The 20,398-nt window shown below is 72.9% G+C and carries 16 protein-coding genes; 11 read left to right on the forward strand and 5 right to left on the reverse strand.

All coding sequences use genetic code 11. The features are described 5' to 3' along the window. Positions 1-16: 16 nt before the first annotated feature. The gene (locus ACZ5K7_RS11685; protein ID WP_468912689.1) at positions 17-1,600 is read right to left on the reverse strand and encodes a M1 family metallopeptidase; all 1,584 of its coding nucleotides are present in this window, start codon (positions 1,598-1,600) and stop codon (positions 17-19) included. A 203-nt stretch (positions 1,601-1,803) separates the two neighbouring features. On the opposite strand from ACZ5K7_RS11685, the gene ACZ5K7_RS11690 reads away from it, so the two are divergent. The 4 genes from ACZ5K7_RS11690 (at position 1,804) to ACZ5K7_RS11705 (ending at position 6,669) form a co-directional block, all read left to right on the forward strand. Continuing rightward, complete coding sequence (locus ACZ5K7_RS11690; RefSeq protein ID WP_468912691.1) at positions 1,804-4,020, forward strand: NADP-dependent isocitrate dehydrogenase; 2,217 nt, start codon at positions 1,804-1,806, stop codon at positions 4,018-4,020. Between the two features lie 252 nt (positions 4,021-4,272). Next, complete coding sequence (locus tag ACZ5K7_RS11695; RefSeq protein WP_468912693.1) at positions 4,273-4,473, forward strand: hypothetical protein; 201 nt, start codon at positions 4,273-4,275, stop codon at positions 4,471-4,473. 47 nt (positions 4,474-4,520) lie between these two features. Continuing rightward, positions 4,521-5,312, forward strand: coding sequence for an N-formylglutamate amidohydrolase (locus tag ACZ5K7_RS11700; RefSeq protein ID WP_468912695.1), 792 nt, complete (start codon positions 4,521-4,523; stop codon positions 5,310-5,312). Between the two features lie 70 nt (positions 5,313-5,382). Continuing rightward, positions 5,383-6,669: a cytochrome P450 gene (locus tag ACZ5K7_RS11705; protein WP_468913242.1), complete on the forward strand. Its 1,287-nt coding sequence runs from the start codon at positions 5,383-5,385 to the stop codon at positions 6,667-6,669. A gap of 13 nt (positions 6,670-6,682) precedes the next feature. Here ACZ5K7_RS11705 and ACZ5K7_RS11710 read toward each other — a convergent pair whose 3' ends face one another. From ACZ5K7_RS11710 to ACZ5K7_RS11720, 3 genes are read right to left on the reverse strand one after another with little or no spacing between them, the layout of a single operon-like run. After that, the gene (locus ACZ5K7_RS11710) at positions 6,683-7,162 is read right to left on the reverse strand and encodes a hypothetical protein (protein WP_351703457.1); all 480 of its coding nucleotides are present in this window, start codon (positions 7,160-7,162) and stop codon (positions 6,683-6,685) included. Then, positions 7,159-7,758 carry an RNA polymerase sigma factor gene (locus ACZ5K7_RS11715; RefSeq protein WP_362728466.1) on the reverse strand — a complete coding sequence of 200 codons (600 nt, stop codon included), beginning with the start codon at positions 7,756-7,758 and terminating at the stop codon, positions 7,159-7,161. The genes ACZ5K7_RS11710 and ACZ5K7_RS11715 overlap by 4 nt, the downstream gene beginning before the upstream one ends. A 35-nt stretch (positions 7,759-7,793) precedes the next feature. Further along, a complete protein-coding gene (locus ACZ5K7_RS11720) occupies positions 7,794-9,233 on the reverse strand; it encodes a S8/S53 family peptidase (protein WP_468912698.1) in 1,440 nt (479 codons plus the stop codon). Positions 9,234-9,382: 149 nt separating this feature from the next. Here ACZ5K7_RS11720 and ACZ5K7_RS11725 point away from each other — a divergent pair, with 149 nt between their 5' ends. Further along, positions 9,383-11,947, forward strand: coding sequence for a CHAT domain-containing protein (locus ACZ5K7_RS11725; protein ID WP_468913244.1), 2,565 nt, complete (start codon positions 9,383-9,385; stop codon positions 11,945-11,947). A 117-nt stretch (positions 11,948-12,064) separates the two neighbouring features. On the opposite strand, the gene ACZ5K7_RS11730 is transcribed toward ACZ5K7_RS11725, so the two are convergent. Continuing rightward, entirely contained in the window at positions 12,065-13,792 is a 1,728-nt protein-coding gene (locus ACZ5K7_RS11730) for a LuxR family transcriptional regulator AbsR2 (RefSeq protein WP_468912700.1), read from the reverse strand. A gap of 94 nt (positions 13,793-13,886) precedes the next feature. Between ACZ5K7_RS11730 and absR1 the strand changes: the two genes are divergently transcribed. From absR1 to ACZ5K7_RS11760, 6 genes are all read left to right on the forward strand, one after another. Next, positions 13,887-14,966 carry a beta-glucuronidase AbsR1 gene (gene absR1 / locus ACZ5K7_RS11735; RefSeq protein WP_468912702.1) on the forward strand — a complete coding sequence of 360 codons (1,080 nt, stop codon included), beginning with the start codon at positions 13,887-13,889 and terminating at the stop codon, positions 14,964-14,966. A 769-nt stretch (positions 14,967-15,735) separates the two neighbouring features. Next, the gene (locus ACZ5K7_RS11740; RefSeq protein WP_468912704.1) at positions 15,736-16,656 is read left to right on the forward strand and encodes an ABC transporter substrate-binding protein; all 921 of its coding nucleotides are present in this window, start codon (positions 15,736-15,738) and stop codon (positions 16,654-16,656) included. 117 nt (positions 16,657-16,773) lie between these two features. After that, on the forward strand, positions 16,774-17,811 hold the full coding sequence (locus ACZ5K7_RS11745) for an ABC transporter substrate-binding protein (protein ID WP_468912707.1): 1,038 nt from the start codon (positions 16,774-16,776) through the stop codon (positions 17,809-17,811). Beyond that, positions 17,808-18,572 carry an ABC transporter permease gene (locus ACZ5K7_RS11750; protein WP_468912709.1) on the forward strand — a complete coding sequence of 255 codons (765 nt, stop codon included), beginning with the start codon at positions 17,808-17,810 and terminating at the stop codon, positions 18,570-18,572. Before ACZ5K7_RS11745 ends, ACZ5K7_RS11750 begins: the two co-directional genes overlap by 4 nt. Continuing rightward, complete coding sequence (locus tag ACZ5K7_RS11755; RefSeq protein ID WP_468912711.1) at positions 18,569-19,330, forward strand: ABC transporter ATP-binding protein; 762 nt, start codon at positions 18,569-18,571, stop codon at positions 19,328-19,330. The genes ACZ5K7_RS11750 and ACZ5K7_RS11755 overlap by 4 nt, the downstream gene beginning before the upstream one ends. Continuing rightward, complete coding sequence (locus ACZ5K7_RS11760) at positions 19,327-20,397, forward strand: phosphotransferase enzyme family protein (protein WP_468912714.1); 1,071 nt, start codon at positions 19,327-19,329, stop codon at positions 20,395-20,397. The genes ACZ5K7_RS11755 and ACZ5K7_RS11760 overlap by 4 nt, the downstream gene beginning before the upstream one ends. The last annotated feature ends 1 nt before the right edge of the window (position 20,398 follow it).

Genomic DNA, 20,398 nt, shown 5'->3' on the forward strand with positions numbered 1-20,398 from the left:
CCCCTGCCCATCGCGCCTACAGGGTGGCCGAGTTGTCGTGGTGGTGGCCGCCGCGCAGGCTGTGCGGGGTGGCCGGGGACGGCGTCACCGGGGTGACCGTCCAGTCGGGGTGGCCGGGCATCCGCGGGGTCGTGGTGCCGTAGAGCCAGTCCCGGAGGAAGCCCGACTGATCCTGGCCGGAGACCTCGGTGGCGACGGCGATGTAGTCCTCCGTCGACGCCGAGCGGCGCCGGAAGCGGTCCAGGAAGGTGCGCTCGACCCGGTGGAAGACGTCCTCGCCGACCAGCGCACGGAAGGCGTACAGCGTCAGGACGCCGCCGAGGTAGCGCTGGTTGTCGAAGAGGTTGACCTCGTTCGGGGCGGCCACCGGCCCCGAGTCGTGGCGCCACTGGTCGCCGCGGGCGTAGGTGTCCTTCATCCGGGCCTCCATGGTGGTCATGCCCAGGGAGTCCGGCCACCCGCGTTCGTAGCGGTAGAGCAGCCCGTAGAAGTCGGCGTGGCCCTCGTTCAGCCAGAGGTCGGCCCAGGTGGCGGGGGAGACCAGGTTGCCGAACCAGGAGTGGACCAGCTCGTGCATCATGTGCGAGCCGATCTTCGCCTCCTCCTGGAGCAGGAAGTTCGGCTTGTAGAGGGTGAGGGTCTGGGTCTCCAGCCCTGTGAAGTCGAAGGCGTTCGGGTCGTCGGAGTTGCAGGGCAGCAGGCCGTACGTCTCGAACGGGAAGGCGACGCCGAGCCGGTCCTCCAGCCACGCCACCTGGCCCGCGGTGAGGGCCAGCGCCGGCTCCAGGGCGGCGGCACGGGCGACCGGGACGACGTCCCGCAGCGGCAGGCCGTGCGGGCCCTGCCGGTCCTTGACCACATAGTCGCCGACGGTGACCTGGACGAGTTCCGTGGCGATCGGCGAGCGGGACCGGTACGAGTACGCCGTCCGGTCGCCGGGGAGGTTCTCGGTGCGGGTCGGCACGCCGTTCGCGACCCCGCGCAGGCCGCTCGGGACGGTGATGCGGAAGGTGAAGTCCGCCTTGTCCGAGGGATGGTCGTTGCACGGGAAGACGGTGTGCGCGGAGTTCGGCTGCGGGCAGACGGCGAAGCCGTCCGGGGTGGGCACCCAGGCGGTGTGCGGCAGGGTGCGGCGCGGATCGGCGCCGTACTCCACGCACACGGTGACGTGGTCGTGCTCCCCGAGCGGGCGGGCCGGGGTGATCCGCAGCTTCTCGTCGGCCTGCTCGAAGGCGGCGCTCCGGCCGTCGACGCGTACGGAGCGTATGTCGAGGCCGAGCGCGTCCAGAGAGAAGCGGGACAGATTCCGCGTGGTGCGGACGCGCAGCGTCGCGGTGCCGTCGACCAGGCGGGTCGTGGCGTCGTAGGCGAGGTCGAGGTCGTAGGTGAGAACCCGGTAGCCGCCGTTGCCGAGGGCCGGGTAGACGGGGTCGCCGAGGGTCTCCGGGCCCGGGGCGGGCGTCTTGCCCCCGACCCCCGCGTCGCCGCTTTTCTCCCCCGCGGAGAAGGGGCGCGCGAGGGCCGGGGTGCCCGTGGCCAGTGCGGTCGCCGTGCCGAGCAGGGCGGCCGCCGGGGCCGTCACTCTGGTGCGATTTCTCATGGTCCGCTTTCGCTCGGGCAGCCGGTCGGTCGGTCCGGCCGCCGGTCGATGGTGGCTCGCTTGTCATGACCACACTTTCGACCGATCCGGTTGCCCGTCGTATGACCATCGGATCTTCCGAGTCGCGGACCCCTGTCGAGCCCGGGTCGTTCACGAGATATCTTGATGTCGAGCAATGTTGCAGACGTGGAGCGGAGCACCCGGTGACTGACTCGACCATCTTCTACACCTACACAGACGAGGCCCCGGCCCTGGCGACGCACTCGTTCCTGCCGGTGATCCAGGCGTATGCCTCGCAGGCCGGTGTCGCCGTGGACATCCGCGACATCTCGCTGGCCGGGCGCATCATCGCCCACTTCCCGGAGTACCTGAACGAGGACCAGCGCGTCCCGGACGCCCTGGCCGAGCTGGGCGACCTCGCCAAGACGCCCGAGGCCAACATCGTCAAGCTGCCGAACATCTCGGCGTCGATCCCGCAGCTGAAGGCCGCCGTCGCCGAGCTGCAGGGCAAGGGCTACGCGCTGCCGGCCTACCCGGACGACCCGAAGACCGACGAGGAGCGCGAGATCCGCGCCCGCTACGACAAGATCAAGGGTTCCGCCGTGAACCCGGTCCTGCGTGAGGGCAACTCGGACCGCCGCGCCCCCGCCTCGGTGAAGAACTACGCCAAGACCCACCCGCACCGCATGGGCGCCTGGACCCCCGAGTCCAGGACCAACGTGACCACGATGGGCGAGAACGACTTCCGCTCCACCGAGAAGTCCGTGGTGATCTCCGAGGCCGGCGCCCTGAAGATCGAGCTGGTCGCCGAGGACGGCACCACCACCGTGCTCAAGGACTCCGTACCGGTCCTGGCCGGCGAGGTCGTCGACGCCTCCGTGCTGCACGTCGCCCAGCTCAACGACTTCCTGGCCGCGCAGATCGCCCGCGCCAAGCAGGAGGGCGTCCTGTTCTCCGTGCACCTCAAGGCCACGATGATGAAGGTCTCCGACCCGATCATCTTCGGTCACGTGGTGCGCGTCTTCTTCCCGAAGACGTTCGCGAAGTACGGCCAGACCCTGAAGGCGGCCGGCCTCAGCGCGAACGACGGTCTGGGCGGCATCCTCAAGGGCCTGGAGAACCTGCCCGAGGGCGCCGAGATCAAGGCCTCCTTCGACGCCGAGATCGCCGACGGACCGGCCCTGGCCATGGTCGACTCCGACAAGGGCATCACCAACCTGCACGTGCCGTCCGACGTCATCATCGACGCCTCGATGCCGGCCATGATCCGCACCTCCGGCCACATGTGGGGCCCGGACGGCCAGGAGGCCGACACCCTCGCGGTCATCCCGGACTCCTCCTACGCCGGTGTCTACCAGGCCGTGATCGAGGACTGCCGGGCCAACGGCGCCTTCGACCCGTCCACCATGGGCTCGGTCCCGAACGTGGGCCTGATGGCGCAGAAGGCCGAGGAGTACGGCTCCCACGACAAGACCTTCGAGATCGCCACCGCCGGCACGGTCCGCCTGGTCGACGCGGCCGGCAACGTCGTGATCGAGCAGCCGGTCGCCGCCGGTGACATCTTCCGCGCCTGCCAGACCAAGGACGCGCCGATCAAGGACTGGGTGAAGCTGGCCGTCACCCGCGCCCGCGCCACCGGCGACCCGGCCGTCTTCTGGCTGGACGAGGGCCGTGCGCACGACGCGCAGCTCATCGCCAAGGTCAAGCAGTACCTGGCCGAGCACGACACCGAGGGCCTGGACATCAGGATCCTGGCGCCGGTCGAGGCCACCAAGCTGTCGGTGGAGCGCATCCGCCGCGGCGAGAACACCATCTCCGTCACCGGCAACGTGCTCCGTGACTACCTGACGGACCTCTTCCCGATCCTGGAGCTGGGCACCAGCGCCAAGATGCTCTCGGTCGTCCCGCTGATGGCGGGCGGCGGCCTGTTCGAGACGGGCGCCGGCGGCAGCGCGCCGAAGCACGTCCAGCAGCTGGTCAAGGAGAACTACCTGCGCTGGGACTCCCTCGGCGAGTTCTTCGCGCTGGTCCCCTCCTTCGAGCAGTACGCCACGGCCACCGGAAACACCCGCGCCAAGGTGCTCGCCGACACCCTCGACCGCGCCACGGCGACCTTCCTCAACGAGGACAAGTCCCCGACCCGTCGCGTCGGCGGCATCGACAACCGCGGCAGCCACTTCTACCTGTCCCTGTACTGGGCGCAGGAGCTGGCCCGGCAGACCGACGACGCCGAGCTGGCGAAGGCGTTCGCGCCGCTCGCGGAGACGCTCAGCGCCAACGAGCAGCAGATCGTCGACGAGCTGCTCGCCGTCCAGGGCTCCCCGGCCGACATCGGCGGCTACTACCAGCCCGAGAAGGCCAAGGCGGACGCGGTCATGCGCCCGTCGGCCACCTGGAACGCGGCGCTCGCGGCCCTCTGAGCCGACACCCCGGACCCCAGCGGTCCGTATGAAGTCTCCGCCCCGGCAGGCACCCGCCCGCCGGGGCGGAGCCATGTCCGGCCCCCGTGGCGCGCGTATGCCGTTCGCGAAGTCTGCGTGTCTCGTGCGGCGCGGCCCCGTTGAGGGGCTCGATCAGGAGCACCGCGCCGATCCGGTCGGCCGCGCGGGCCGCGAGGGTCAGGTTCTCCAGTGCGGCTGGTCCGCCGTGACCTGCCGTGGTTCGCTCGACACATGACGGTGCTTGTGACCCGACGCCACGTGGACCACGCCCGTGTCACCACCACCGGGTGTCCCGCCGAGCTGGCCGCGCTGATCGCGTCGGCCGACGGGCCGCGGCTGATCGGGGCGCCGTACGGGCACGACGGCTTCCTGATCGAGACCGGACAGGTGGGCGGCCTGATCCGGGAGCTGCTGGGACCGTCGTCGATGTGACACCTTGATCCTGCACCCCGCCACCGACCACGCCCCGGGAGCCGCCCGTGTCCGAGCCCTCGTACGAACTGCTGCCCGGCGCCGCCGAGTCACCCGTGATCCTGCACGTGCCGCACTCGGCACGGACGATCCCGGCCGGGGTACGGGACGGCATCGTGCTCGACGACGCCGCGCTGGCACGGGAGCTGGACCACATCACGGACGCGCACACGGCCGAGCTCGCGGAGGCGGCGGCCGGGCTGGCCGGGGTGGTTCCCTGGCGGTTCGTCAACCGGCTGTCCCGGCTGGTGGTGGATCCGGAGCGGTTTCCGGACGAGCGGGAGGAGATGCTCGCCGTCGGGATGGGGGCCGTGTACACGCGGACCACGCACCGGGGTGTGCTGCGGGAGGAGCCGTTCGATGCCGGGCCGTTGGTCGAGCGGTACTTCCGGCCGTACGCCCGGGCGATGACGGAGGCCGTCGCAGGGCGGCTGGCGGCGACCGGGCGGGCGGTGGTGATCGACGTGCACTCCTATCCGAGCCGTGCGCTGCCCTACGAACTGCACGGGGCGGGGCCGCGACCGCCGGTGTGCCTGGGCACGGACGCCTTCCACACGCCGGCCGAGCTGACAGCTGCGGCCCGCGAGGCCTTCGCGGGGTGTGGGGAGACCGGGCTGGACAGTCCGTTCGGCGGGGCCTACGTGCCGCTGGAGTTCTACGGGTCGGACGCGCGGGTCGGCGCCCTGATGGTCGAGATCCGGCGGGACCTCTACATGACCGAGCCGGGCGGTCCGGCGGGGGCGGGAGCGGACCGGCTCGCCGCCGCCCTCGCCGCGCTCGTGGACTCCGTCGCCCGCTGACCCTCCGGCTGGAGCATTCCCGCAGGACACGTGGTGGGGGCCGTACGACCGTGGAGGCATGACCACGGAGATGACCGCGCCCACGACCACGGAGCCGGCCGAGCTCACGACGACGGAACAGGCCCCGCCCCTCGCGGCGGAGCCGGCCCCGCCCGTCTGCCCGGCGGCGCCGCCCGTACGGGACTGGCCCGCGTACGACCTGGAGGGGACCGAGTTCGACCCGATCCTCGCCGCGCTGATGCGGGAGGCGCCGGTGACGCGGATCCGGTTGCCGTTCGGCGAGGGCTGGGCGTGGCTCGCCACCCGGTACGAGGACGTCAGGACGGTCACCAACGACCCGAGGTTCAGCCGCACCGAGGTCACCCGGCGCCAGGTGACCCGGCTCGCCCCGCACTTCGCGCCCCGTCCCGGCTCACTGGCCTGGGCCGACCAGCCCGACCACAACCGGCTCCGCAAGCCGGTCGCCGGTGCCTTCACGGTCGGCGCGATGAGGCGGCTGCGGCCCCGGGCGCAGGAGATCCTCGACGAACTGGTCGACGCGGTGGTGCGGGAGGGGCCGCCCGCCGATCTGATCGAGCGGGTCCTCGAGCCGTTCCCGATCACCGTGGTCAGCGAGGTGATGGGGGTGCCGGAGGCCGACCGGGAGCGGGTGCACGCCTGGACCCGGCAGATCATCTCCACCTCCGGCGGCGCCGAGGCCGCCGACCGGGCCAAGCAGGGGCTGTACGGGTGGATCACCGAGACGGTACGCGCGCGGGCCGACGGCCCGGGTGACGACGTGTACTCGCTGCTCGGGGGAGCGGTGGCCCGGGGCGAGATCGGCGAGGAGGAGGCCGTCGGGCTGGCCGGTCCGCTGCAGATCGGCGGTGAGGCGGTCACCCACAACTGCGGCCAGATGCTGTACCTGATGCTCACCCGGCCGGAGCTGCTGGCACACCTGCGGGAGCGGCCGGGTCAGCGCGGGCCGGTCCTTGACGAGCTGCTGCGCTGGATCCCGCACCGCAGCACGGTCGGGCTGGCCCGGATCGCCCTGGAGGACGTCGAGCTGGGTGACGGCACCCGGATCGCGGCCGGCGATCCGGTGTACGTCTCCTACCTCGCCGCCAACCGCGACCCGGCCGTCTTCCCCGACCCGGACGGCATCGTCCCGGACCGCGAGCCCAACCCGCATCTCGCGTTCGGCAACGGCCCGCACTACTGCACGGGCGCGGTCCTGGCCCGGCTGCAGACGGAGCTGTTGGTCGACACCCTCCTCGACCGGCTGCCGGGGCTGCGGCTCGCGGTGCCGGCCGAGGACGTGGAGTGGCGCCGCAGGACGATGATCCGGGGGCCGCGGACCCTGCCCGTCGCCTGGTGAGACGGCGCCGGACTCAGGCCCGCAGCCACTCCGTGACGATCACGTCCCCGCCGGTCCGCAGCCGGAGCGCGAACGGGCCCGCGGGCGGGGTGTCACTGGCGAAACGGCCCATGCCGTCGGCCGTGAGCGGGCGGGCCGCCGCCGGACCGCCGAGCACCTCGATCCGCGCGGACTGCGGGGGCAGCACCTGGCCCAGCAGTCCCTCGTCGGTGACCTCGATGTCCACGGTGAGATCGCCCGCCTGGAAGGTCAGCATCCGGGGCGGGGCCTCGGCCCCTCTGACCGGGATGGCGTCGACCAGGGAGTCGAAGGTCAGCTCGGCGACCCGGGCGTCCAGGTCGTGCAGCGCATAGGCGTCCATGGCCAGTTGGAGCAGCCCGGCCGGGAGCGGGTCGAGGACGGCGGCCGCCTGACGCAGCTCCTCCTCCAGGAGGTCCGCGTCGAAGTCGGTGCCGTCGAGGTCCTCTTCCACCGGGAACCCGTCGTCGCTCATACCGCTCCCCTCGCGTCCAGCCGGGCCCGCAGCCGGCGCAGACAGCGCTGGCGCAGCGGGCCGATGCTGCCCACCGCGATGCCCAGCGCCACGGACACCTCGACATAGCTGGGCGGCGGTGAGGCCATCAGGACCCGCAGCAACTGCCTGCACCGGTCGCCGAGTTCCTCGAACTCCTGCCACAGCAGACGGATCCGCTCGGCCTCGTCCGCCCGGTCCTCCGCGTCGATCAGGGACTGTTCGGGCGTACGGTCCTCGCTGACCCGGTCCAGGACCTGCGGATCGTCGGTCGGCAGCAGCCGGGTCAGCCCGCGGATCACCTTCAGGCACTCGTTGCGTGCCGTACTGGCCAGCCAGGAGCCCGCCTTGTCGGGCTCCCGGATACGTCCCAGGTGCTGGGCGAAACGGAACCACACGGTCTGGTACACCTCGTGCCCGTCGGCGTCGGAGAGCCGATGCGCGCGCACCACGGACCACACCAGTGGGCTCAGCCCTTCCACGAGCGCCTTCCAGGCCGCCGCGTCGCCGTCGACGGCGGACTGGACCAGCGCGCCGACCTCTGCTCGGTCCACGGTCCCACCCCTCGTGTACGGCAAGTCATCGTACGCCGTGGAGGGGGGTGTTCCGGAACTCAGGCCGTCGTCACCAGCCTGACGACCGGGACCGGCTGCCAGCTCGCCGGGCGGAGCGCCGGTACAGCGGTGCCGCGCACCTCGGCGTACTCCGAGATGCTCTCCAGGAGCCGGCTGCCCGCCGTACGCGGGTCGGTCTCCTTGTGCGTGGTCATCCGGTCGGCGACCAGGCCGGCCACGATGGGGGTGGCGAACGATGTTCCGCTCCACTGTGCGAACCCTTCGAACATCACTTGGTCCGGTTTGCCGGGGCCGGTCGTCCCGGAGTCGGTCAACACGCCGGTGTGGCGCGGGTACTGGCAGGTGCAGGCGTAGGTGAAGCCGTACCGGCAGGCGTCGTAGGTGGTGTGCTGGTACACGTACGGCACGGGCGCGTCGAAGCCGGCCAGACCACCGATGAGTTGCTCGCCGGGGGCGTACACCTTGACCCAGCTGCCGTGGTTGGTGAAGCAGGCCCCGTACTCGCCGTCGCTGCGCAGCGCGCCGACCGAGAGGACGGCGTTCTCGTAGCCAGGCAGGTCGGCACAGGCGGCGGGCCAGAAGGAGGTGGCGCTGCCGTTGTTGCCGGCGGCGGCGACGAGCAGGGTGGACTGGTCGCGCAGGGCGTCCATGAAGGCCTCGACGGCGAGCAGTCCGTCGGCGCTGCCGTTCGAGGTGCCGGCGGAGAGGCTGATGACGTCCGGCCAGCCGTGCCGGTCGACCGCCTCGAAGAGCTTGCCGCCGAACTCGGACTCCAGGATGGCGCCCGCGTCGTTCATGGTGTTGGTGACGGTGATGTCCGTGTTCGGGGCGACGGCGGCGATGAGTCCGGCGATGAACGTGCCGTGACCGACGTACTGCTGAAGGACCCCGTCGGCGTCGGTCTCGGCGAGCTGCGGGTCGCCCTGTACGCGGTCGAGGAGCGGGTAGGTGCGGTAGTCGTGCACCAGACCGGTGTCCATCACCAGGACGCTGACGGCGCTGTCCGGGTCGTAACTCCCGGCCACGGGCTGCGGGTTGGGGGTCTGGGTGAGCAGGGCGGGGAGCGGTTCGCACGGGTTGCAGGAGTTGGCGTTCGTGGTGGACACCACGTGGTTGCGGCTGACCAGGCGGCGCCCGGTGCGGCCTTCCGCCTCCCGCAGGGCGCGCAGCGCGTGTCCGACGGCGTGGTCGCCGGTGCGGTCGCCGTGGTTCGGGTCGCCGACCCGGATGCGGGTGACGCCGGTGCGGTTGGTCTCCGGGCCCGCCCTGAGCACCTGGTCGGCGACCAGGCCCGTGGTCGCGGTGAAATGGGCGCGCACGGTGTCCTCGACGACCCGCGCCTCCTCGCCGTCGCGGGCGAGGACGACCCCCTTCTCGTACAGGAACTCGGCGGCGTCGTCCGGCCCCATCGCCAGTGGTACGTCCGGCATGGAGCGCTGGATCTGATCGAACTGCTCATGGAATCGCTGAGGTGCCATGGCCTGTCCTCCCCCGGTAACGGCGTTCTTCAGTCAGATTCACGGGCCCGCCGCTTGATACAGCGTCAAACCTGTGGGGCATGTATGCCCAGGCCACTACCATCCGAGGGGTGACTGCGCGAAGCGAATCGGTAACGGAACTCCTGCCGATGGTGTTCGCCGCCCCCGGTGAGGCCCTGGCGCGGGCCGAACGCGTCCTCCAGTCCGATCCGTCGCCGCTGGACGCGTCCGTCGCCCACCAGGTCATCGGCATCTGGCAGCGGGACTTCGGGGACCTTGCCGTGGCCCTCGATCATCTGCGGCGCGCCCGGGACTGCGCGGCGCGAGCGGACTCGGCGGAGCGGGAAGCGGATGTCCTCGGCACCCTCGGAGTCGCCCTGGTGCACGCGGGGCGCACGCGACAGGGGCTGGCCGCGTTGGACCGGGGGGTGGCCCGGGGCAACGGGCACACCCGGGCGCGGGTGCTGTACCGGCGGGCCTTCGCCTCGTGGGTGCTGGGCCGTCACAAGGAGGCACTGGAGGACCTGCGGCGGGCGATACCGGTGCTGCGGCAGGCCGGTGACGTCATCTGGACCGCGCGGGCGCTGAGCGTGCGGGCCACCGTGCATCTGGCGGTGGGTGCGGTGGAGCGGGCGGACGCGGACTTCACGGCGGCGGAGCTGCTGTGGGAGACGACGGGCCAGGAGCACGACAAGGCGGTCGCCGTGGAGAACCGGGGCCTGGCCGCGTACCGGTCCGGCGACATCCCGGCGGCGCTGCGGCTGCTGGCCGCGGCCAAGGAGCGGTACGACGAGCTGGGCACGCCGCCGTTCATGCTGTACATCGCGCGCTGCGAGGTGCTGATGGCGGCCGGGCTGGCGCCCGAGGCGCTGGCCGAGGCGGACGCGGCGATCGCGGCCCTGGACCGGATCGGCGGGCAGTCCACCCGCAAGGCCGAGCTGCTGCTGACCGCCGCCCGGGCCGCGCGTTCGGCGGGGGACGCACAGACCGCGATCGCCCGTGCCGCCGTCGCCGTACGGCTCTTCTCGGGACAGCGGCGCAGCTGGTGGGAGACGCACGCCCGGCTGGTGCTGATCGAGGCGCGGGTGGCGGGCGGGGCCGTTTCGGGGCGGCTGGTGCAGGACGCGGCGGCGGTCGCCGACCAGCTGGCGTCCTTCGGGGCGCCGGCCGCGCCGGAGGCCTCGCTGCTCGCGGGGCGGATCGCCCTGGCGCTGGGCTGGACGGCGGACGCGGAACGGCATCTCGCGGTGGCCGCGCGCAGCAGACACGGTGGACCGCCGCTGGCCCGGATGACCGGCTGGGCGGCGCAGGCGCTGCGCGCCCGGGCGGCCGGTTCGCGGCGGGGCGTACTGGAGGCCTGCCGGCGCGGCCTGGACGTCCTCGACGACCACCGGATGACGCTGGGTGCCTCGGAGTTGCGGGCCCGGGCCACCGCGCAGGGCGCGGAGCTGGCCGCGCTGGCCCAGCAGGCGAGCCTGGCGCACGGCGGACCGCGCCGGCTGCTGGAGTGGAGCGAACGCTGGCGGGCCACGGTCCTGTCCACTCCCCCGACCCGGCCGCCCGCCGACCCGGCCCTGCTCGCCTCGCTCACCGCGTTCCGTGAGATCGCGTCCCGCGCGGAGGACGCCCGCAGGCAGGGCCGCCCGGTGCCCGCCCTGGAGCGCGAACAGCGTCGTCTGGAAAGGGAGATCCGCTCCCGCACCCACCACATCCGCGGCGACGCCCCCGGCGAGGGCGACCGTTTCGACCCGGCCCGGCTGCTCGACCGGCTCGGCGACGGCCGCCTGGCCGAACTCGCCGTCCTGGACGGGCGGGTGCACATCCTGCTGTGCGGCCAGGGCCGGGTACGGCGCTTCGAGGGCGGCTCGCTGGCGGAGGCCGTCGCCGAGGCGGAGCACGTCCAGGCGGGGCTGCGGCGGCTCGCGCATCCGGGGGCGGAGGGTCGGCTCGCGGTGGTGGAGGCCGCCGGGCGGCGGCTGGAGGAGCTGTTGCTGGGCGGGGCCGCGGGCCAGCTCGGTTCGGGGCCGGTGGTGATCGTCCCGCCGGGGGCGCTGCACCGGGTGCCGTGGGCCCTGCTGCCCTCGCTGCGGGAGCGGGTGCTCAGCGTGTCGCCGTCGGCGGGGAGCTGGCTGCGGGCCCGGGAGACCGAGCCGCCGCCGGGCGGCCGTCATGTGCTGGTCCGCGGGCCCGGACTGGCGACCGGGGGCGCGGAGGTGCCCGAGGTGGCGGGCCGGTACGCGACGGCCCGGATCCTTGAACACGACGAGGCCCAAGTCCCCCGCGTGCTCGACGAGTTGGACGGGGCGACGCTGGCGCACATCGCGGCGCACGGCACCTTCCGCGCCGACAGCCCGCTCTTCTCCTCGCTGCGTATGGCCGACGGCCCGCTGATCGTCCACGACTTCGAGCGCCTCGCCCGCAGCCCCTACCGGATCATCCTCTCCAGCTGCGACACCGCCCGCCTCGCCTCGGTCGGCGCCGACGAACTCCTCGGCCTGGTCACGGCGTTGCTGCCGCTGGGCACGGCCGGCGTGGTGGCGAGCAGCGCGCCCGTCAACGACGCGGCCGTGGTCCCGCTGATGCTGGCCCTGCACAAGGGCCTGGGCGCCGGCCTGTCGCTGGCGGAGGCGCTGCGGGACGCCCGGGCCGCCCTCCCGGGCGACACCGTCCACCAGGCGACGGGCTGGGCGTTCGCGGCCTTCGGGGCGGCCTGAGCGGACCGAGCCAAGTCGGTTGCGGCTCGGTGGGGGCGCGGCGAAGGACCGTCGTCGGGTGCGGCGCCGTCGTGGCTGGTCGCGCGGTTCCGCGCGCCCCTTTGGGGCGCTGAAGCGTCACGCCGACTGCTGCGCGGGCTGTTCCACCAGCCACGGCAGTGCCGCCCGGTCGCTCGCGCCGAGGCGGGTGTACGCGCTGTAGAGGTGGTTGCCCACCGTGCGTACGGACAGGGTCAGCCGTTCGGCGATCTGGCGGTTGCTCAGGCCGGTCGCGGCGAGCGTGACGATCTGCCGCTGGCGGGCGGTGAGTTCGCCGAGGACCAGGCCGGACAGGGCCGGGGTGCGGGCGCCCTGGCAGCGGCGGGCGAGGGCGACGGCGCGGGTGCGGGACAGCCGGGCGGCCCGCGGGTCCCGGTGCGCGCGGACCGCCTGGGCGTGCGCCTCCGCCGCGAACAGCAGCAGACCGCGCTCGGCCAGTGCCTCGGCGGCCCGGTCCAGGGCGGGTCCGTCGCCCCGCGCGAGGGCCTCCGCGTGCCGCGCCAGGACGCCGTCCAGCCGCCCGGCGGCCCCCGCCGGCTCCCCCAGCCGTACTGCGCCGTAGTGCGCGAGACCCCCGTCCCCGCGCACTACGGCAGCTTCTCCCGCCTCGGCGGCGGCACAGGCGAGTTCGGTACGGCAGGAGGCGTCGCCCGGCGCCGTCCGCAGTCCCTCCCTCGCCCACGCCGCCGCCTCTCGCAGCTCCCCCCGAAGCCGCGAGTACCGGGCACGCACGGCCGCGTACCCGGCCGGTACGGGCAGGCCTCCCGACGCCAGCCACTCCCCCACCGGGGCCGGCACCTCCCGTACGTCCAACTGGTCTATGGATGTCGCTAGTCGCTCTTGCTCGTCCTTCAGAGCGGGCTCGCACTGGCTCGGGGTGCGGGCCAGGCGGCGAGACCGGAGCCGGCCCGCTCGGGCACGCAGGGCGGGCCCGAGCAGCGGGTGGGCCAGGCGGACCGCACCCCGGTCGTCGACCTGGATCAGGCCGTCCGTCTCCAGCCGTTCGAGGATGCCGAGGTCGAGGCCGTCGTCGAGGTGGGGCGGCAGCGGCTCGGCGAAGGCGAGCCGTTCGAGGGCGTCGCGTTCGCCGGGGTCCGGACGGTCCAGGAGGGGTGAGATCCGGTCCCGTACGGTCGCGGTGAGCGGCAGCGGGCCGTGCCAGGCCCATGCGCCGGTGTCTGGCGCCCGGGTCAGCGCACCGGACTCGCGCAGCGCGCCGTACAGCTCCCGCAGCAGCCGCAGATCGCCCCGGCACACCCGGTGCAGCCGGCGCACGGTGAGCGGCTCCATGCCGCCGCCGACGAGCAGTTGGGCCGTCTCGTCGTAGGGCAGCGGCTCCAGGGCGAGATGGGTGAGCAGTTCCCCGGTCCACAGCCGGGAGACCGCGCCGGGGCGGGGTGCCGGGTCGGCGGCGGCCACCACGAGCCGGGTGCGGCCGTGCACGGCGAGCTGGTGGACGAGGGCGGCCGAGGCCTCGTCGAGCAGGTGGGCGTCGTCGACGACGAGGAGCCGTACCCCCGAGAGGTGCTGGATCGCGCCCGGCAGCGAGAGCCGGCCGGGGAGCAGGTGCGCGAACGCCGCGAACGGGAGGTCGGAGGTCTCGGGGGTGCCGGTCACGCGGACACAGTCGGCGCCCCGGACGGCCTCCGTGATCAGCCGGGTCTTGCCGCCGCCGGCCGGGCCGGTCACCACGACACCCTGCCGGCCGATGCCCAGCGACCGCCTGACCAGCTCGAGTTCGTCCTCCCGGCCGGTGAACGGCCAAGGGAGTTCGAGGGTCCGCGCGTCCTGTTCGTAACTCGTCACGTGAGTATGAGTCGCGTTACTCAGCTCTGATACAGGGGGACTTGAGTAGCTCCCGACTCAGGCGTCCGGCCGGGGCGAACGGCAGTCTGGGCGCATGACCCGACGCTACTGCTCGCTTCCGCGGCAGTCGGACCCGGCGTTCGCCCCGGGGCTGGCCGCCGAGCGGCTGAGCGCGCTGGTCGGCGGGCGGCGGATGTGGGTCAACGGCACCGCCCTGCACTACTACTTCTTCGACGCCGACACCGACGCCTCGGTGATCCCGGTCCCGGGGACCGGGGAGACCCGCCGGGTGCCGTGGGCCGGGGCCAAGGAGCAGCGGGACGTGGTGCGCGAGTGCTTCCGGGAGTGGCGGGACCTGGGCATCGGGGTGACGTTCGCCGAGGTCTCCGACCGGTGCGAGGCCGAGCTGCGGATCGGGTTCCAGCTGGGCGACGGTTCCTGGTCGGCGGTCGGCCGGGACGCGCTCTCGGTGGGCGCGGGCGAGCGCACCATGAACCTGGGCTGGGACCTGACCGAGCCCGGCGGGCGCTGGACGGCCCTGCACGAGATCGGGCACGCGCTCGGAATGCGGCACGAGCACCAGAGTCCGTTCGCCGGTGTCCACTGGGACGACGAGGCGGTCTACACCGACCTCGCCGGACCGCCGAACCACTGGAGCCGGGACAGGACGGACTTCAACATCCTGCGCAGGCTGGACCCGGCCGAGGCCAACGGTTCGGTGTGGGACCCGCAGTCCGTGATGCAGTACCCCTTCGGACCGGGGCTGATCCTGGAGCCGGAGCAGTACCACAGCGGTCTGTACCCGCCGGGCTCGCTGTCCCCGGCCGACAAGGAGTTCGTGCTCCGCTGGTACCCGCCCGCCGAGGCCCCGGCCACGCTGGTGCCGTTCCACTCGGCGCCGCTCGGCCTCGGCCCGGGCGAGCAGGCGGACTTCGCCGTGGAGCCGCCGGAGACCCGCGTGTACAGCGTCGGCACCTTCGGAGAGAGCGACTCCGTCGTCGTGGTCTTCGAGGAGCGCGACGGGGAACCGCGCTACCTCGCCGGCCACGACGACGGGGGCACCCCGCACAACACCGCGATCAGGGTCCGGCTCGTCAGGGGCCGCCGCTACTTCGTCCGCGTACGTCTCCATTCCACGTGGGGATCGGGGGAGACAGCGGTCATGTGCTGGTGACACCGGCACACGACCGCGACGCGGAGGTCGGACCACTGTCCGACACCGGGGGAAGCGGTCGCGGCACGTAGCCTTCGGGGGAGGGATACGTGCCGCGGCCATACCGGACACGCCGCGGATACCCACGCAGGGGCGCGGGGCCGTATGTGATGTGCGGCTCCGCCGCGTGGGCGCGACCGGCCGAAACGCACCCGCGGCCGGCACCGCGCAGGGCCGCCCCTCCCTCTGGCCGCCCGACTCCAGCGACCGCGAAGGGTCCTTGGACATGGCGCTCGGCCCAGCCGGGGCGGCCGGAGGCGGAGCGGTGGTCGCCGTCGTGGCGGGGCGAGGGCGGCAGCGCGGTGGCGTCGACCAGGGGGCCGGGCAGCAGGGTGGTCATGGCGGCCGATCGTACGCCCGTGACCTGGACGTCTCACCTAATGGGCAAGGACGTCCCACATTCCGGACGCGGCTTGCGCGGCATACGGGAGCTGCGGTTATGGTTTCGGCCATCTACGCGGGAGCCCCTCCCCGACCGGGCTGAGAGGGCGTCTGGGATCCGTTCGCCGAGCGCGCGCGGTCCCCATGGGGACGCCGACCGCACCAGCAGCGCTTTGCGCCCCGCGTAGGAGTCCACGTGTCCACAGCAGTAGAGCCGCAGTCCCCGGTGCCTGACCGCGCTGCCCGCTCCTGTTGTTGTCGCACCTGCTGTCGCCGGTCCCGCTGACCGCCACCTCCCGCACCCCGCTCACCCTCGCGCGCCCGCGCACGCCATCTTCGGAGTACCCCCATGTCGCACATACGGGTCATGCTCGACTATTTCCATCCATGGCCCAATTCCGCCGGTCTCTACGTCGCCCGTGCCCGCCGCTGGTACGCGGCCGAGGGGCTGGACGTCGAGCTGGTGGTGCAGGATCCGGGGCGCGGGGACACGCTGGAGTACCTGGCCCGGGGCGAGGTGGACTTCGGGATCTTCCCGCCGAACCGGCTGCTCGACCGCCGGGCGGCGCTCGGCCAGCCGCTGGTCGCGGTCGCCGCGATCAACCACCGTGGGCTGGAGGCGATCCAGACCACGACCTCGACCGGCATCAACCGCCCCCGTGACCTGGCCGGCCGCCGGCTCGCCTTCAACCCGACCCCGCGCGGGCGGGCCATGGTCCGCCATCTGGTGGCGGCGGACGGCGGCGACCCCGACGCGGTGATCACGGTCGACGCGGGCGCCCGCGAGCTGACGGTGGACGACATCGAGGCGGGCGAGGCGGACGCGACCTTCGGCAACTACTGGTCCTGGGACGCCCTGCGCGGCGACCTGCCCGAAGGGCGGCGCCTGACCTGGCCGGTCGACGAGATCGGCGCACCCCGCTACCACAGCTATCTGCTCGGCACGAGCGAGCGGCTGCGCGACGAGCAGCCGGCCCTGGTGCGGGACTTCCTGACCGTGACGGCCCGCGGATACGCCACCGCCGCCGGGGAGCCCGACGCCACCCTGGAGATGCTGGAGCGGGTCATCCCGTACTTCCCACGCCCGCTCATCGCCCGCTCCCTCGCCCTGATCGCGCCCACCTGGACCGATCCGCGGGGGCGCTGGGGTGTGATCGACGAGAGCCGTATGGGTCCCTACGCGCACTGGCTGGCCGAGAACGGTGCCATCGCGCACGACCACGACTGGAACCGGTCCTTCACCAACAGCCTGCTGGACGTGACCGCATGACTCTGCTCACCCGGCGGCTCGCCGTCGACTTCAAGCGGGTGGACAGCGCGCTGTGTCGGGCCTGACCGCCCCACTCAGCCGCCCGACTCCCCTCCCCGTACGAAGGACCCCTCCAGCATGCTCCGCCGCACCGCGCTGTCGGCCCTGGCCGCCACGACACTGTTCGCCGTCACCACCGCCTGCTCGGCCGACGCCGACTCCTCGGCCGCCGCCAAGGACGGCACCACCACCGTCACCCTGGCCCTGGACTGGACCCCCAACACCAACCACACCGGCATCTACGTCGCCCAGGCCAAGGGCTGGTTCAAGGACGCCGGTATCGACCTGAGGATCATCCCCTACGGCTCGACCGCGCCCGAGACCCTGATCGCCAACCACAAGGCCGACTTCGGCATCTCCTACCAGGAGGGTGTCACCACGGCCCGCGCCGCCGGCCAGGACATCACCTCCGTCTACGCCGTCACCCAGAAGACGGACGTGACCGTCTCGGTGCGCGCCGACCGCACCGACATCACCTCGCCGAAGGACCTGGACGGCAAGACGTACGCCGGGTTCGGCGCCCCCTACGAGAAGCCGCTGCTCCAGAAGGTGATCAAGAACGCGGGCGGCACGGGTGACTTCAGGCAGGTCACCCTCAACACCTCGGCCTACGCGGCGCTGTACGCGGGCAAGGCGGACTTCGCGATGCCGATGCCGACCTGGGAAGGCCTGGAGGCGAAGCTCAGCGGCAAGCCGCTCAAGGACTTCCAGCTCTCCGACTACGGCTTCCCGGCGATCTACTCCACCCTGATCGCGTCCTCCGACCAGTTCCTGAAGCAGAACCCGGCAGTCGCGAAGAAGTTCCTCGCGGCCGTCGACAAGGGCTACCGGTACGCGGCCGAGAACCCCGACCGGGCCGCCGACCTGCTCATCGCCGCCAACAAGAGCGTGCTCACCAACACCAAGCTGGTGAAGGAGAGTGCGGAGCTGCTGGCCAAGGAGTACTACAAGGGCGCCGACGGCACCACCGGCACCCAGAGCGCCGCGCGCTGGAAGGCCTTCGCCGACTTCGAGTACGACGCGGGGCTGCTCGTCGACGCGAACGGCAAGAAGCTCTCCAAGGCTCCGGACACCTCGACGTTCTTCACCGACGCCTACCTCCCGGACACCAAGTGAGGCCCGTACTGCGGTCGTTGTGGCCGCCCCTGCTGGTGCTCGCCGTGGTGGTCGGCGGCTGGCAGCTGTATGTGACGGCGGCCGGTGTCGATCCGACCACGCTGCCCTCCCCCGCCCGGGTGGCCGAGCAGGGCTGGCTGAACCGTCAGGACCTGTGGGACCAGACGCTGCCCACGCTCCAGGAGACGCTGCTCGGGTTCGCGCTGTCGTTCGCGGCGGCCTGGCTGGTGGCGGTGGTGCTGGACTTCTCCGCCGCCGCCCGGCGGGGCCTGTACCCGCTGCTGGTCGCATCCCAGACGATCCCGATCGTGGCGGTCGCCCCGCTGCTGATCATCTGGTTCGGCTTCGGGCTGCTGCCGAAGATGCTGGTGGTGACGCTGACGACGTTCTTCCCGCTGGCCGCCAACCTGGCCGCGGGCTTCGCGGCGACCGATCGGGAGGCCATGCGGCTGCTGCGCTCGCTCGGCGCCGGGCGGTGGCGGGCGTTCCGGCTGGTGCGGGTGCCGAGCGCGATGCCGTACTTCTTCGCGGGGCTGCGGGTGAGCATCACCTACGCCGTGGTCGGCGCGGTGTTCGCCGAGTACGCGGGCGCCGAGTCGGGGCTCGGGATCTACATGCAGGCCCAGAAGAGCGCGTTCCGGACCGACCTCGTCTTCGCGGCGGTGGCGGTGACGGCCGCGCTGAGCATCGCGCTGTTCGGGGCGACCTATCTGCTGCAGCGGCTGGTGCTGCCCTGGGAACGGAAGGAGCGGCGGCCATGAGCGGTCTCAGTGTCGAGCGGGTGAGCAAGTCGTTCGGGGACCTCGACGTCCTGCGCGACCTCGACCTCACCGTGGAACCCGGCGAGTTCGCCGCCGTCATCGGGCCCAGCGGCAGCGGCAAGAGCACCCTGTTCAACCTGGTGTCGGGGCTCGACCGGCCGACCTCCGGACGAGTGCTGGTGGAGGACGAGCCGGCCGGGGTGGAGTCCGGCAAGGTCGCCTACATGCCGCAGAAGGACCTGCTGTTCCCCTGGCGGACGGTCCTCGACAACACCGCGCTGGGCCTGGAGGCGCAGGGCGTGCGGAAGAAGGAGGCGCGGGCGCGGGCCGGTGCGCTGTTCGCCGACTTCGGCCTCGACGGCTTCCAGCAGGCGTATCCGTCCCAGCTCAGCGGAGGCATGCGGCAGCGGGCCGCGCTGCTGCGCACGGTGGTCCTGGAGCGGCCTGTGCTGCTGCTCGACGAGCCGTTCGGCGCGCTGGACTCCCTCACCCGCACCGAGATGCAGCTGTGGCTGGCCGGCATGTGGCAGCGCCACCGCTGGACGATCATCCTGGTCACCCACGACATCCGGGAGTCGGTGCTGCTCGCCGACACCGTCCACGTCCTGTCCCCGCGCCCGGCCACCGTGGTCGACCGCGTCGAGGTCCCGCTGTCCCGCCCGCGCGGCGCCGACGACTTCACGGCGCCGGAGTTCGCCGCGACGGAACGGCGGATCCTGGACGCCCTGCGGGGGACGACGGCGGTGACGGCTCCGTGACCGCGCATCTCGCCCACGGTCTGGGCACCGAACCGGTCGAGCCGGACTGGCCGCCGCTGACCGACGCCGAGGTGACCGCCGTGACCGGCGCGGCCCGGGTGGTGTGGCGCAGCCCGCGTCCGCTGTCGGCGGCGGCCGTCGTGGAACGGGACGGGCGGCGGCTGTTCGTGAAACGGCACCACGTCTCCGTACGCACCCCGCGGGGCCTGGCGGAGGAGCACGCCTTCCTGCGCCATCTGCGGGAGCGCGGCGCGCCGGTGGTGGAGGTCCTGGACGCGGTGGAGCGCGGCGAGTGGACGTACGAGGTGCACTCGGCCGGGAGGGGAACGGACCTGTACCGGGACGCGCTGTCCTGGTCGCCGTTCCGCGGTACGGCCCATGCCCGGGCGGCGGGCGAGGCGCTGGCCCGGCTGCACCTGGCGGCGGAGGGCTTCGCGGCACCGCGCCGGTCACCGCAGCCGCTGGTCGCCTCGTTCACGGTGTTCGCGGCCTCGGACCCCTGGGCCGCGCTGAACACGTACACGGCCGGACGTCCCCGGCTGGCAGAGGCGTTGGCGGACTTTCCCTGGCACGAGGACACCCGCCGCGTGCTGCTCCCGCTCCACGAGCGCCTGGCCCCGCACCTCCCGGATCTCAGCCCCCTGTGGACCCACAACGACTGGCACGCCTCCAACCTCCTGTGGGGCGAGGACGGCGAGGTCGCCACGGTCCTGGACTTCGGGATGAGCGACCGCACCACCGCGGTCCACGACCTGGCCACGGCCCTGGAACGCAACACCGTGCAGTGGCTGGACCCCGACCGCCCGGTCCAGGAGAAGCACGCGATCGGGCTGCTGCACGGATACCAGTCGGTGCGCCCGCTCACCGCCGCCGAATCAGCGGCGCTGCCCGCCCTCCTGCCGCTCGTGCACGCCGAGTTCGCCCTGTCCGAGCTGGACTACTTCCACGGGGTCACCCGGTCCCGGGAGAACGCCCGGCTGGCGTACGAGTACTACGTCGGCCATGCCGAGTGGTTCTCGAACCGGGCGGGCCACCGGCTGCTGGAGCTGGTGGCCGCGCAGGTGTGAG

This window comes from Streptomyces sp. NPDC031497 (assembly GCF_055580905.1).